12 protein-coding genes are annotated in these 15,072 nt (G+C 36.4%); 7 read left to right on the top strand and 5 right to left on the bottom strand.

Annotated features, from left to right (window positions below):
- Positions 1-4: 4 nt before the first annotated feature.
- From SPD48_RS14895 to SPD48_RS14880, 4 genes are all read right to left on the bottom strand, one after another.
- Complete coding sequence (locus tag SPD48_RS14895) at positions 5-1,297, bottom strand: homoserine dehydrogenase (RefSeq protein ID WP_336258926.1); 1,293 nt, start codon at positions 1,295-1,297, stop codon at positions 5-7.
- A 204-nt stretch (positions 1,298-1,501) separates the two neighbouring features.
- A complete protein-coding gene (locus SPD48_RS14890; protein WP_336258925.1) occupies positions 1,502-1,951 on the bottom strand; it encodes a YaiI/YqxD family protein in 450 nt (149 codons plus the stop codon).
- Positions 1,952-2,818: 867 nt separating this feature from the next.
- Positions 2,819-3,721 carry a DMT family transporter gene (locus SPD48_RS14885; protein WP_336258924.1) on the bottom strand — a complete coding sequence of 301 codons (903 nt, stop codon included), beginning with the start codon at positions 3,719-3,721 and terminating at the stop codon, positions 2,819-2,821.
- A 310-nt stretch (positions 3,722-4,031) separates the two neighbouring features.
- Positions 4,032-5,507, bottom strand: a complete 1,476-nt coding sequence (locus SPD48_RS14880; protein WP_336258923.1) for a methyl-accepting chemotaxis protein — start codon at positions 5,505-5,507, stop codon at positions 4,032-4,034.
- A 227-nt stretch (positions 5,508-5,734) separates the two neighbouring features.
- Here SPD48_RS14880 and SPD48_RS14875 point away from each other — a divergent pair, with 227 nt between their 5' ends.
- The 6 genes from SPD48_RS14875 to SPD48_RS14850 all read left to right on the top strand — a co-directional run bounded on the left by SPD48_RS14875 (position 5,735) and on the right by SPD48_RS14850 (position 12,081).
- Positions 5,735-6,709, top strand: a complete 975-nt coding sequence (locus tag SPD48_RS14875) for an N-acetylglucosamine kinase (protein WP_336258922.1) — start codon at positions 5,735-5,737, stop codon at positions 6,707-6,709.
- A gap of 25 nt (positions 6,710-6,734) precedes the next feature.
- Positions 6,735-7,598, top strand: a complete 864-nt coding sequence (locus SPD48_RS14870) for a MurR/RpiR family transcriptional regulator (RefSeq protein ID WP_336258921.1) — start codon at positions 6,735-6,737, stop codon at positions 7,596-7,598.
- A 254-nt stretch (positions 7,599-7,852) separates the two neighbouring features.
- The gene (gene murQ, locus SPD48_RS14865) at positions 7,853-8,758 is read left to right on the top strand and encodes an N-acetylmuramic acid 6-phosphate etherase (protein WP_336258920.1); all 906 of its coding nucleotides are present in this window, start codon (positions 7,853-7,855) and stop codon (positions 8,756-8,758) included.
- 143 nt (positions 8,759-8,901) lie between these two features.
- Positions 8,902-10,221 carry an ABC transporter substrate-binding protein gene (locus SPD48_RS14860; RefSeq protein WP_442962167.1) on the top strand — a complete coding sequence of 440 codons (1,320 nt, stop codon included), beginning with the start codon at positions 8,902-8,904 and terminating at the stop codon, positions 10,219-10,221.
- Between the two features lie 85 nt (positions 10,222-10,306).
- A complete protein-coding gene (locus SPD48_RS14855; RefSeq protein WP_336258919.1) occupies positions 10,307-11,200 on the top strand; it encodes a carbohydrate ABC transporter permease in 894 nt (297 codons plus the stop codon).
- A 38-nt stretch (positions 11,201-11,238) separates the two neighbouring features.
- The gene (locus SPD48_RS14850; protein ID WP_336258918.1) at positions 11,239-12,081 is read left to right on the top strand and encodes a carbohydrate ABC transporter permease; all 843 of its coding nucleotides are present in this window, start codon (positions 11,239-11,241) and stop codon (positions 12,079-12,081) included.
- Between the two features lie 647 nt (positions 12,082-12,728).
- Here the strand turns inward: SPD48_RS14850 and SPD48_RS14845 are convergent.
- On the bottom strand, positions 12,729-13,994 hold the full coding sequence (locus SPD48_RS14845; RefSeq protein WP_336258917.1) for an ATP-binding protein: 1,266 nt from the start codon (positions 13,992-13,994) through the stop codon (positions 12,729-12,731).
- Positions 13,995-14,196: 202 nt separating this feature from the next.
- Between SPD48_RS14845 and SPD48_RS14840 the strand changes: the two genes are divergently transcribed.
- Entirely contained in the window at positions 14,197-15,027 is an 831-nt protein-coding gene (locus SPD48_RS14840; protein ID WP_336258916.1) for a phytoene/squalene synthase family protein, read from the top strand.
- Positions 15,028-15,072 lie beyond the last annotated feature (45 nt).

The raw sequence follows: 15,072 nt of genomic DNA, 5'->3' as shown, positions 1-15,072 counted from the left end.
TTTATTATGCATCTCCTTCAACACGGAAGTAGCTTTCTATTGTATCGATTACTTGTAATTCATCTAGTTTTTTCATCGCATTTTGGAAGTTCTCAAACGATGTTTTATGGGTTACTACGACAATTTCAGCAAAGCCTTTGCTCGCAGGAGTCTGTAAAATTCGTTCAAAACTGATTCCTAGCTGATTAAATAATTCAGAAATAGAAGCGAAGGCGCCGATTTCATCTTTGACATGCAGACGTAAGTAATATTGGCTGAATCGTTTATCAGCAGGAGTTAATTCTTTTTGGAAACGTGGTTTCACAAATTTTTTACCATTAACACCTAAAAGCATATTTTTTAACGCTTCAACTACATCCGACATAACAGCGGTTGCTGTCGGTAAACTTCCTGCTCCTGGACCGTAAAACATAGTCTCACCGACTGCCTCTCCATTTACATAGACAGCATTATATTCATCATTAACTGCTGCTAGTGGATGATTGTTTGATAAGAATGTCGGCTGTACGCTAACTTCAATTTGGTTATTATGACGATTAGCAAACCCAATTAATTTCATAGTTAAATTTAATTTCTTTCCATACTCAATATCTGATAAAGATACATTGGAAATACCTTCTACTTCCACATCTTCTAGTTCAACATTTGTAAAGAAAGATAGACGGGCTAAGATCACCATTTTTCTTGCAGCATCTAAACCGTCAACGTCAGCGGTAGGATCGGCTTCTGCAAAACCAAGTTCTTGAGCTTTCTGAAGGGCATCTTCATAGCTCTGACCTTCCTGATCCATTTTTGTTAAAATATAGTTCGTCGTTCCGTTTACAATCCCCATCACTTGCTGAATTCGATCTGACACAAGTCCGTCTGATAATCCGCGTAATAATGGGATTCCACCTCCGACACTTGCCTCATACAGAAGGTCACAACCATTGAGACGCGCCGTTTCTTCGAGCTCTGGTCCGTGAAGAGCGATCAAATCTTTATTTGCAGTTACAACATGTTTTTTTGCTTGTAAAGCTTCTAAAATATAATTACGGGCGACATCTACGCCACCCATTACTTCAACTACTACATCTATATTAGGATTTTGTAGAACATCTTCACAATTTGTCGTTAGCAGGCTGTGATCAATATCGACTTGACGGGCTTTTTCAATATCTCTCACAAGCACTTTTTCGACTTTTACACCGCGACCGAGTTGGTGTACAAGTTCTTCTTGGTGGTCTTCTACAATTTTAATAACTCCAGAACCCACAACTCCTAATCCTAATAAACCTATCGATATATCCTTACTCAAAACGTCACCTCATTTTATCCTTTGCAAAAAATATTTCGACTATTTAATTTTCCGTATCGATTAATTTACAACACTACTAATTATACCACTTTTTCAAACTATTTTGAACAGGGATTATTGACGTATATGAATAAATATACGAAAAGTTTCTATTAAATATTTTACTTCATTACATGAATCCTTTAAAAATTAGTTACGTATTCACTAAAGAGAAGATTCTGTTAGAAGTTTTTGTAACAGTAGGATGAATTTTTTCCTGTCTTCTTCTGTAAATGGTTTAGGTCCTTTCGTACGTAGACCTCCTCGTCGGGCAAGAGCACTTGCATGTCTTGTGGTGAGAAGTCGGTCAATGTTTTTATCCGTATATTGAAATCCTTTATGATGGATAACGAGACAGCCTTTACCTAAACCTAGGGAAGCAAGTCCATAGTCCTGCGTTACAATAAGATCTCCTTTTCTCGCTCTTTTAATTATTTCAAAATCCGCCATATCTGCGCCTTTATCAACATAAACTGTTTTTACATTAGAAGCTTGATTGGTATGAGAGTAATGAGAAAAGCTTTTCACCAGCGTTACTTCTAAATTAAATTTAGAAGCAATTTGAATAACTTCTTCTTGAACAGGAGAGGCATCCGCATCAACGAATATGTTCATCTTATATTCACCCTTTCTATTATTACGTACTCAACTTTCGCACCAATAGAATTGGTGTGAAGGTTGAGTAGCACTTGATTTAACGCATCTTTCATAGCCCACATTGAAAATGTAAGAAATGCACTGTTCATAGTTACAGAAATTACTGCTTTGTAAAAGTAGAAGTGCAGTAACTTAAGATCGTTATTATCTTACCACTACGGAAATATGTTTCGCTTTCACCACGGGCATAAGAGCGACATCTGTTCGAGCTGCGCTTACGCTTGCTTTCACAGTGTCTCCTTTACCATGGGTGGCTGCCCGGCCTTCTTGTGCTACGCACTGTGTAGTCTCATCTAGGCCTTTGCTGAGACCACTGAAAAAGTCCACTATTTTCTAACGTATGCAAATCCATTCCCAAAATTCGTGCAAAATTTCGGATGAAAGTGGGGAATGAATGCCGTTTTTCATTCGATTTTAGTTATCAAAGTAGGAAAATTAATTTCCAAAATATGTTTTTCAGTGGCCAACCTTTGCTCCCATAGGAGTCTCCACATATTTCCTCCGCTGGAGTGATGCTGTTATTGCTTGAGGAAGTCTACACACGCCATTACGTGATAGTAGATTGAGCAGAGGGCAGTCGACTCCTGCGGGAAAAGCAACAGCTGAAGATCCCGCAAGAAGCGATCTTTGCTTCTGAGGAAGCTGAAGCGTTGCCCGCGGAAAGCGTACTGCCCGGAGCGGAAATCAACGATGCTGAAACTAAGGATCATAGACTTCAGTTACTGCAGAGTTTACGTTTACTACTCAAAGTCAACATAAGTACTGTACCTTTATCTATTAAATAGTATCAAGGTTCATTCGACATTTCTCACTGCGAAAGTTGAGTTACGTACTAACGGGATCTTTCATTCTTCGATTTTTACGTCCGATAATGTTTACCACAGCGACACTGGAAATCGCAATAAACCCACCGATCATAGATAGTACAGTCGGAAGCTCATGTAGCCATATCCATGCAATTATTATGGCAATGGGTGGCTCTAAATATAAAAAGCTCGAAATTTGACTCACATTTCCGATCGATAAAGCGATTGCCCAAGTAGCATAACAAAGTGCTGCTGGAACGATTCCTACATAAACTGCTGCAACGGTTGCCTCAACTGTTGCTGATTGTATTGTATCGAAGAGACCGGGTAAAAAAATAAGCATTGGTATTGTACCTGCCCAAGTAAAATATGCTGTTAATTCAATCGGATGATAAGTCAAAAATAATGGTTTTTGATAAACGAAAAAAAAGGACGTAGAAACGGTAGCGAAAAAGATGAATAAAAGCCCCTTAGATAATGTAAATGTCATACCAGTAGATCCTAAGGTAATTAATGTAATTCCTATGAAGCCTATCCCGAGTCCAACCCACCCATACCATTCCATTCGTTCTTTTAAAATAAAAACGGCAATAAGTGTCGTGAATATTGGCGCTGAACCAACGATCATGCTAGCCGTACCTGCAGCTACCGTCTGTTGGCCAAAAGTTACACCAAATTGATAAAAGGTAATTCCGGCGAGACCTAGCAAAAAGATGCGTCCCAAATCTTCTTTTCTTGGCCATTTAAAATTGGAACGAGGGTAAATAGCGTAGAGAAAAAATATAAAAGAAGCGATCATAAACCTGAAAAGCATCAGGTGACCTGCGGAGAATCCACCTTGTAAACTTGCTGAAATAGCAGCAAACCCAGAAGCCCAACCTACCACTGTAATCATTGCAATGAAAAACACTTTCCTATTCATATGTAACCCCCTATACTCAGAGTTTGTTTCTGTCACGAAACTATCATACTTTGAGTAGTTTTGACAAGAAAGAGGATTAAATCGTGGAGTTAAAGGGGACAGGCTAATTGATCAAACGTTTGATTAACACATTAAGTGATTCAATCTATAGCCTGTGAAATTGTAGGAAAATAATTTCAAACTAGTAAATTACTCATGGTTAGTAGAGTGGGTGGGTTTGAAAAGACTGCTCAAAAGGATTTTTATACCAAATTACTTATGTATGATAAAGATAGCTTAATTGACCAATAGACTCCTGTTGAGCTCAAAATTAACGTGTAGTCAATTGAAGGGCAAGCTTCTCTGTATTTTTCATTTCTTCTCCAATCTGGTTGTTTTCTTTCGTTAAGTTTTCTACTGTAGCACTCATTTCTTCTAAGCTAGCCGAAGCTTCCTCAATAATAGCGGATAAGTCCGTAGTAGATAGACTGACATGAGAAGCATTCGCTTCAACTTCGATAGCTAATTGCTCGAAAGTTGTTAATTGCTGATGTAATCCTTCAATATTGTATGTAATTTGATTAAAGGCATCGTTTACTTCTTTTGTCGCTTGCATATGATCACTTACATTTTCCATAGTAAAGTTCATTTGATTAAGTGCATCATTGTTCGTTTCATTTAATTCCTCAATATTATTTGTAATTTTATCGGCAATCTGATTCGTTGTTTCAGCTAAAATACGAATTTCATCTGCTACGACCGCGAACCCTTTACCTGCATCACCTGCTCGGGCAGCTTCAATAGATGCGTTTAATGCAAGCAGATTTGTTTGATCACTCACATGTATAATATCTTGGAGAAACTTACTTGTTTCGTTAATATTGCTTGTCAATGATTGAAAAGCATGACTTAAAACTTCTATATGATTATATATTTGGTCCATATTTACGGATAAATCATTGGATAAAACATTCCCTTGAATAGCTACCTCTTTTGATTGCTCAAATTCAGTTTTTAAACGCAACAGCTCTTTTAGCATTGTATTTATTTGGTTTGTTGCACTATTTGTATGCTCAGCAATGGTTACAATTCGATCACTTTGATCACTGCTCCCGCTAGCAATTTCAATAATCACGTTAGATAGTTCATTTTGTGCATCTATGTTATTTTGGACTCGATGATTTACGTTCGAAATATGAGTGATTATTGATTTTACGTTCATTTCAAGCAGATTATGTTGTTTCACTTTTTCTGCAGTTTCCTTCTCACTACTATCTAATAGAATCTCAATTTGACTAAATTGTTCCTTATTAAGGCGAATAACAATAATTGATACCATACCACTTAACAGATAGGCAACTAAAAAAGAAAGGAAGTTCTCTTTGATTACGGATGCTTGTACACTTTCAGGAAATTGGTATGTTAATAGTAATCCTAAAAATCCCAACAAAAGGTTAAAAATAAAAACACGAGTACTAAAATGAGATGTAGATAGAAATAGTAAAAAGAAGAAAATACCTAGTGTATGGAGGCCACCACCATGAACGCTAATATAACTAATCATCACAATATTACTAACTAAAATCATATAGTAGGGAAAAAACCGATCTTTATTGATCGCATATATGATGATAAAATAACCAATTACATAAACAATTAGTCCTACACCGTAAAATATGCTTTTATCAAACTCTTTATTAATAATTGTTACAAGTAGTGCTCCAGTCACTGCAATTGAAAATGCAATCAAAATAATTTGATTTTTGCGACTAATGTCTTTAGACCTTAAACTGTCGGCTTTAGACAAATAAAAAACCCCCTAATAATGTATATGTTTTTTGATAATTATACCATTTTAGTAAGGATATACAACTAAATCATGAATGGACATTCATTTATAGTGATTCTTTTTATCTATTATAAAAGTTTCATCAAAAAAAGAGTGAGTACATTTCAAAGATAAACAATGAGCTAGCATTATTTCTATTTATTAGTATATAATTCAACTATATCGCTAAAAGAAGGATGAGAGGAATGGATTATGTCATTGGAATTGATGGAGGGGGGACGAAAACGGCCGCCGTCCTCGCAGATCTTCAAGGTAAAATCGTTGCAAAGGCGTTGAGAGGGCCAACGAATCCCAATTTGCTTTGCAAAACTGAACTCCAGGCAACCATTAACCAATTATTAAACGATCTAAAAAAGCAAGCTCCTTTCGCTTTTTCACAAACTGTAAGTATATTTGCAGGCATGTCAGGGGTAGGAACAAAAAAGCAACAGGCGGTAGTTTCCTCAATTATTACGAACATTGTTGAACCTTCTATTAATGTGCAAATAAAGCCAGACCCAGTCAATGCGTTATATTCAGGAACTTACGGGAAACCGGGAGTTGTTCAAATTGCCGGAACAGGTTCCGTCGCCTTTGGAATAAATGGAAAGGGAGAAAGTACTCGTCTCGGTGGTTGGGGTTATTTATTTGGAGATGAGGGTAGCGGTTATGATATTGGAAGGCGAGCAATCATAAAAGTTGTACATGCTGAAGATGGTTTAGAAGATCAAACATTGCTGAAAGAACTCCTTCTTCAACACTTTGAAGTAGCGGATGTACGTCAAATGGTTGAAAAAGTCTATCATGCAGATAACCCAAAAAATGAAATTTCATCCCTTTCAAAAATTGTTTTTACTGCATATAAACAGCTTGATTTAGTAGCTGCTGATATACTAGAAAATGTATCAAAAATAGTAGTTTCTAATTTGTTAAATATTCATAATCAACTATTCTCACAAGAACAGACTATACTTGCCGTTCTTGCAGGTGGAGTATTTAATGATAGAAGTGTTTTGCCGTTACTAGTAAAAAAAGAACTTGAACCTAATCAATTTTTATCAATCGTCATCCCAGAGATACCCCCTGTAGCTGGTTCTGTTATTGGAGCGCTGATTGAGCGTAATATAATAATTACTAATGAAATTATTAATAATTTACAAACTACACTTAGTAATGCGTAAAGACGTAAAGAAAGGGTGAAGAGAAATGTCACATATTAAAGGTGGATTAATTGCCTTAAAGGAAATGATTCCTAGTTTGCCACCGTCAGAGAAAAAAATTGCTACTTATATTTTAGAAAATCCCGAGAAAGCTATCCTTCTAACGGCGATGACGTTAGGGGAGGAAAGTGAAACTAGTAGTGCAGCAGTAATGCGTTTATGTAAGTCATTAGGTTTTTCAGGCTTTCAAGAATTAAAAATTAGAGTTGCAGGAGATTTACAAAATAATAATACGATATCGGGATATCGTGATATTGAGCCACATGAAAATTATGCGGATATTATTGATAAAGTAACAACAAATACAATGCAGGCATTAAAAGAAACAATCGATATTTTAAGTGTTTCCGAGCTGAAAAAAGCTGTGAAAGCATTAATTGATGCAAAGTCAATTGTGTTTATAGGATTTGGGGCTTCTGCAATTGCTGCTCTTGATGCAGAACAGAAATTCACTAGGATTGATAAAAATGCAACCTATTATTCTGATTTACATATGGCAGCAACTGCTATTGCAACAAAAGGAAAAAATGATGTAATTATTGGGATTTCATTTTCTGGTACGACAAAAGAGGTAGTGAAACTATTACAATTAGCAAAGAGTAAAGGAACTAAAATTATTACTGTTACTAAATACGGCAATGCCCCCGTTACACAATTAGCTGATATTAAACTTTATACGTCTACTTCTCGGGAAGCAACATTTCGTAGTGGAGCGACATCATCTAGAATTGCTCAATTGCACATTATTGATATTTTGTTTATGTGTCTTGCTTCGGAAGAATATGAAAACACGATTAACTATTTGGACGATACAAGGGAAGCAATCGACTTTTTACAGGATAAAACGTAACAAGCTTAAAAAATTTTTTTACCAATATTGAAATATTATTTCTAAAAAATAAAAAAGTATTGACAAAATAATTCAGTGAATTTATAATAAGAAAAACTGATTATTACATAATTTTACAGAGTAAAGTGAAAGCGCTTTATAAATTACTTTATCTTTGTAGATGTTTGCCAGTGATAAAAATTCCAAATGATCAGCTTACCAAATGAAACACTTTATTAAACGAAACGAAATAAATGCTTGTGGGGGAGATGCTTTTGGAACTATCAAAGCTATTAACAGAACGACGTAATCCGAACAGTATGAATTTGGATGAAATGACGACTGAAACGATATTACGTACGATAAATGAAGAAGATAAAAAAGTAGCTTTTGCGGTTGAAGAGATACTGGATTCTATTGCGGTTGCTGTTGAACATATTTATAAAGCTTTATCAGCTGGAGGCAGACTATTTTATGTTGGAGCAGGTACAAGTGGTCGGCTGGGAGTCATGGACACGTCGGAATGTCCACCAACTTTTATGGTACCCGGTGAAATGGTACAAACGATTATGGCCGGGGGTGAAGGAGCATTCTTTCATGCCGCTGAAGGAGCGGAAGATGACGAGAAACAAGGCCGAATTGATTTAGAAGTTCATGCCATTACTGCTGATGATGTTGTGCTTGGAATTACGGCGAGTGGAAGGACGCCTTATCCAATTGGCGCTTTAAAATATGCTAGAGAAGCAGGTGCATATACAGTCTCTTTATCTAGCAACCCTCAATCAGAAATTAGTAAGTATGCAGATTGCCCGTTGGAAGTTATTGTCGGACCAGAAGTTTTAACTGGATCCACGAGAATGAAAGCGGCAACTTCGCATAAATTAGTATTAAATATGATTAGTACATCTGTGATGGTAAAATTAGGGAAAGTATATGAAAACCTTATGGTCGATGTTCACGCAAGTAACTATAAATTACGTGAACGAGCAAAACGTACAGTAATGGAAGTGACAGATTGTACATATGAAGATGCTGAAAACGCACTCCTGGCTTCAGAATATAGAGTTAAACCTGCCATTATTATGATTAAGCTTGGAGTTTCCTATGAACAGGCTAAAAGGGCTATTGATCAGTCAAATGGATATGTAAGGGAGGCGATCCGTTTATTAACAACAAATTAGTTGGACTTGAGTTCTAGAGCAAGAAGGATGTTCAGTCCCTAGTCTGTCTGTTGTATCTGTTTAATTATAAAAGGGAAAAGGGGGAAATTATTTTGAGTACTTTATTTAGACGTCGAGGGTTGTTGCTAGTAGTTATTGCGTTAATGACGATGTTTGTTGTAGCCTGTAGTTCTGATAATAAGTCATCTAATGAGAGTGAAGAACCAAAAGAGACAGATGGTGCAGAAGAGTCAAACGGTGACGCAAGTAGTGAAGGTGGATTATCTGGAGACTTTGAAATCCAATACTTTGTTGGTGGATATGGGGATGCATGGTGGAAAGAAGTCATCGCAGATTTCCAAGAAGAACATCCAGATTTAAATATTATTGAACATGCCGGTCCAAATATAAACGATGAAATGCGTTCTCGCTGGGTTTCAAACGATCCACCTGATGTGGTGTATATTGATGGTGCAGGATCTAGTGAAACACAGATGGTAGAAGATGGGCAATTGATGAACTTAACTGAGTGGGTTCAAGATATCGAATTGGAAAATGGCGATAAATTAATTGATAGTTTCATCGTACAACCAGGAACATTTGATGGAGATATTTATTCTCTTCCTCTCGTATTTGATACATGGGGCACTTGGTATGATGAAGCATGGTTTGAAGAAGAAGGTTATACGGTTCCGACTGATTTTGATAGTTTCATGGATTCGATGAAAGAAATAAAAGATAAAGAAGGTATTAATCCATTTGTAACTAGTGGTCAGCACCCTTATTACTTCCTTCGCGGTATGCTTTATCCTGCTTTTGGAGCAGCTGGTGGAGAAGAATTACTTGCGGATGTAATCCAAGGGAAGGAGGGAGCTTGGACGAGTGACATTGTGTTAGAAACAATGAAAAAAGTAGAAGAAATGCAAAAAGAAGGTATGTTTGATTCAGGACTGGGAGCATTAAACCATACTCAATCGCAAATGAATTTCTTACTTCATGATAATGCCTTTATCCCAGTTGGATTCTGGCTACCAAATGAAATGGCAAATGATATTCCAGATGGATTTGATTTCGGTTTTATCCCATCACCAATGCAGGATGCTGGCGAGCCATTCGCAATTGTTCCAGATTTACGTCCTTTAGCGATTGCTGAAGAAGCTAAAAATCCAGAAGCAGCAAAAGCATTTGTTGAGTTTGCTTTTACAAGAGACTATGCAGTATCTTTCTCTGAACATACAGGAGCGATGATGAACTTAACTGGGGTAGACTTAACCGAAAATGATAATGTTCCAGCATACTTAACAGATGCCAATGCTATGATTAATGATCCTGACCAAGTGCAAATTTATGAGAAGCCTCATCCAATGAGTGCTGATTTAGAAACTCCGGTTGGTGATGCATTAATGTCCTTAATGTTAGGTAATATGACTGCAGAAGAATTTACCGAAGCAGCGGAAAAAGCTGCAGCAGACTATCGCAAATAAAAGTATGTAGTGGAATGAAGAGGCAATTATTGTCTCTTCATTCTGTCTATTTTTAATGAACGACTAAGACGAAAAGGGTGATCCATTGGTACAGTCTAAAAAGCAACGTTACTTATTTTTAGCATTTTGCATTATACCGACATTTATTATGTTTGCTATCTTCACACTTTATCCTTTATTTAGTGGTTTGTATTATTCATTTTTCGATTGGTCAGGTTCTTCCCATGTGAAAACCTTCATTGGTCTCGATAATTATAAGAAGTTGTTCAATGACTCGATTATTCCGAAGACAATTATCCATGATTACTTCTTAGTCGTTACAAAAGTATTTGGAATCATGGTATTGGCCATATTTTTTGCAGTGGCCTTAACCCAATTGAAAATTAAAGAAGCCCCTTTTTATCGAATTGTTTTCTTCTTCCCAAACATTATGTCGGTCGTTGTCATTGGGATACTGTGGTCCTTTATTTATAATCCTAGCCTTGGGCTAGTAAATTCCGGACTAGAATTTTTAGGTTTAGAAAGTTGGGCCCGACCGTGGTTAGGTGATGAGAAATGGGCATTACCAAGTATTGTTTTACCCGCCATATGGGCTGGTATTGGCTTGTTTATGTTAATGCTAATGGGTGGAATTGCGAATGTTGATAAAAGTTTTTACGAAGCAGCAGAGATTGATGGAGCAAGCGAGTGGCAACAGTTTTGGCGAATTACGGTGCCATTAATTTGGCCGCAAATTAAGATTGCAGTGCTATATATCGTTATTACGACTTTAAATGGGTCATTTATCCTTGTTCAAGTCATGACCGGTGGCGGGCCAAATAATGCAACACATGTAATGGGTTCATATTTGTATCAACAAGCATTTGTTCAATTTCATTTTGGGTACGGTGCCACTATCGGTGTAATGATATTAGTTTTATCTCTTATTACCGTCTTTATTTTACAAATATTTATGCGTAGAGAGAAAGTAGAATATTAGTCTTCTAATGTTTGATAGCGAAAGAAGAGGTGAGCAATATGAAACGTACTGTTGGCGAAAGAGTTGGCCGAATCGGTATTCGTATTCCGTTAATATTATGGACGATCGCTGTATTATATCCGATATTTTGGATGTTTATCGGTTCGTTCAAATCAAATGCAGAAATTTATCGTAATCCGTGGGGGCTACCAGAATCATTCAGTTTCGATAATTTTATTCATGCATGGTCAAACTATAATATTGATACGAGTGTTTTTAATAGTTTAATTGTAACTGTCCTAGGTGCAATATTAACACTCGTTTTGGCAATCCCTACTGCATATGCTATTGAAAGGATTCAATTTCGAGGAAGTAATTTTCTATTTACTTTATATATATCAGCGATGATGATTCCAATGGTACTTGGATGGATTCCATTGTTTTTCTTACTAAATAATTTAAACTTATTGGACAATATTTTTGGGCTGACACTTGTTTATGCTGTAAGTCAATTGCCGTTTACTATCTTTGTCTTAACGAGTTTTATTAGTACTATTCCTAAATCGTTAGAAGAATCTGCTGCCATGGACGGGATGTCTCCTTATGGGGTGTTATGGAAGATTATAACCCCTTTAACAACGTCGGGGATTATTACTGTTACGATTATGAATACGATTCAATTTTGGAATGAATATTTTATGGCATTAATCTTTTTGCAAAGCAAAGAAAATTATACATTAGCTTTAGCGATTGATTATATTAGTAGTGAAGCGGAATATACAAATGCGTGGGGAACTTTATTTGCTAGTTTAGTCATTGCAATTGTGCCTGTTATTATCCTTTATATTATCTTCCAACAGCGAATAGCAAAAGGAATGGTAGAGGGTGCGATAAAAGGATAGATATAGAACGGAAAGAACGTCTAAAAAGCGATGCCGCGTTCTCCCGTTTTTTCTTTTGGAACGATTAACAGCCATATTGTAGGAAGCACGTAAACTACGCAGTAATGGCATCGATTTTATTAATTTCAGGAAGCCGCTTCGGAAAAATACTTCGCTTTCACCACAGGCATAAGAGCGACATCTGTTCAAGCTGCACTATCGTTTGCTTTTACAGTGTCTCCTTTACCGCAGGCACGGCCTCAGCTTCTGTAGCTTCCCGTTAACGGGAAGCTACAGGGATCTTCGGACTCGTGCTGTTCCTGCAGGAGTCTTCCTATGTTGCCTACGCTAGAATGTAAATTTTATTAAATAGAAAGAAAGTCGGCTCCTAAATTCAGTCAACAGTTACCATCTCAGCGGAGGAAATATGTGAAGACTCCTATGGGAGCATAGGCCTAGATGAGACTACGCAGTGCGGAGCACAAGGAGGCTCAACAGCCGCCCATGGAAAGCGAAACATATTTCTGCAGCGGTTGATCAGCTCATCCCTAAATTTTAGTTACTGGCGGATTTAATCTTCTACTTTTTACATTCAAATATTAAATTTGTGACAGAGTCAGTTAGGTTGTAAATGTTCATTCTTCAGATCTGATCCATTAATATTAAAGTTAGAAGCCTAGCTTATCTTCATAATCTTCCATGTCAAAATCCTGTTTCATTGTTCTTCTATGATTCTCTTTTAATTCTTCAATAATCATCTCTGTATCTACTTCTTTCTCATAATGCCACTGTAAGGCCATCGACATATATAACTCATTTAGTTGAGCAATTGATAATCCTTTCGTTTTAGCTGCAAGCTGGTCAATTTCAGACTCATCCACAAATTGAGTTATTTTTTTATTGAGTAAGTATTTTCGGCGTAAACCTTCATCCGGCTGCTTGATCTCATAGGCACGATCAAATCTACCTGCCCGGTTAATTAAAGCAGGGTCGATTTTTTCTGGATAGTTAGTTGTTCCAATGAGAAAAATACCTTCTTTAGTAGTTGCACCATCTAATGTATTTAAAAATACGGAACGACATTCATGTGGCATTGAATCAATATCTTCGATAATCAGAATTACTGGTGACATTTTTTTTGCTGTTTGAAAAACTTCATCGATGGAATAACTGGATGTATATTCAGTAATTTGCCAATAAACAACTGGTGCATCAACACTACCAGCAATAGATTTTACAAGTGTTGTTTTTCCATTACCGGGATTTCCGTAAAGTAAAATCCCTCTTTTGTAAGGGATATTGTATGTTTTAAAGAAGGAACCACTTTTCGAAAAGAATTCATCGATGGACCTGAAAATATCGCGCTTTACATGATCGGCTAATAACACGTCATTTCGATGAATTTGGTCTGTTATTTCTTCCTTAGAGCGATCGAGTCCTTCTTCCGTGTCTGTTAAAACAGTTATCCCATTAAGCATAAAGTTTCTTTCTTTATCAACCATTGCTGCAATAAAAAATAACATAGCTTCGTCACTCGCAGCAAAAAGAAACTCGAGTGGATAATCTGCATGACTTTGATAAATAGGAATAGTTGCATAAGCGACTTCAAATTTTTCAAAATAAAAAAGATTGTTTTCATCAGAAGGGGAAATGGAATACTTACCTTCATCCGAATAATGAATTTTTTTAGAGCTAATATGTTCAAAAACAGGAGAAAGAATAGAGATATCATCCGCTCTATCTTTTACCATCTGTGTAATGGCACTATGTAATTCTTCGTGAACATCTTCTGAGTCATAGATTTTAAAATCTTTTCCAGTCTTCTCATTTAAATATTGAACTACTTTATCGATTGCTATGGCATAATCATAATATTGTGGCATTGTATTTTGATTAATTTCTGTAAAATTTATTAACGCGTTTTTTTCGTTCATTAGTATTTAATTTCCTCTCTATTAAACTGTAATGAGAGGATTATATGTTAGTTTTCTAAAAATGTAAACATAAAAAATGGAAAATTAAATAAAAATTATTTTAAGACTCTTGCCAAAAGGGAAAGATAAGGTATAAAGAAAAGAAAAAATTATGATTCTTTGTTATACTTAAACTAGAGTCCTTATAAGGAGGAAACGGAAGTTGAGTTATGGAGCTAAGCTAGAAAAAGATGCCATGCACGTTTTGAAGGAAACGAGTCGAACTTTTTACATTCCGATCACATTATTAAAGCGAGAACTACGATTAACAGTTGGCTCCGCATACTTGTGCATGCGTGCAATTGACGAAATCGAAGATCATGAAACAATGGATGCAGAAATCAAAGAATCATTGTTAAAGAAAACGCAAGAACTGCTATTGGCAGATGGACCATTTGATCAGACCGCTTTTTTAGGAGCTATTGAACCGTATCAACTAGAATTGCCAGAGGTGACCATCCGCTTAGCTGATTGGCTTAAAGTATGTCCGGATGGCATAGTGAAGAAAGTGAAGAGCGCAACAGCAGAAATGGCTGGAGGAATGGCTGAGTGGGTTAATAAGGATTGGGTTATTAAAACAAAAGAAGATCTTGATAATTATACATACTATGTAGCCGGTTTGGTCGGAGTCATGCTTTCAGATATTTGGAAATGGTATGATGGGACGGAAACAGATCATGATTTAGCGATTGGATTTGGACGTGGATTACAAGCAGTTAATATTTTAAGAAATCAACATGAAGATTATGCAGAGCGTGGAGTGCGTTTTATTCCAGACGGATGGACTCGTGCCGATGTGTTCGAATATGCACATGAAAATTTGCGTCTCGGGGATGAATATTTAAAAGATATTAAAACTCGAACGATTACTTTGTTCTGTAAAATTCCTCTAGAACTTGCTAAACGTACATTAAAAACGATGGAAGATGGAAATGAAAAAATGACCCGCCAAGAAGTAGAAGAGGTCGTCGCAGAAATAGAAAAAGAGGAATAGATAATTGCTCAGAAATCCTGGGCAATTTTTTTGTTTAGTAAATTT

The sequence above is a fragment of the Pseudogracilibacillus sp. SE30717A genome (assembly GCF_037071985.1).
GTDB lineage: Bacteria > Bacillota > Bacilli > Bacillales > Amphibacillaceae > Pseudogracilibacillus.
Note: the sequence above shows the minus strand (reverse complement) of the source record. Positions and strands in the feature narration are given on the sequence as shown.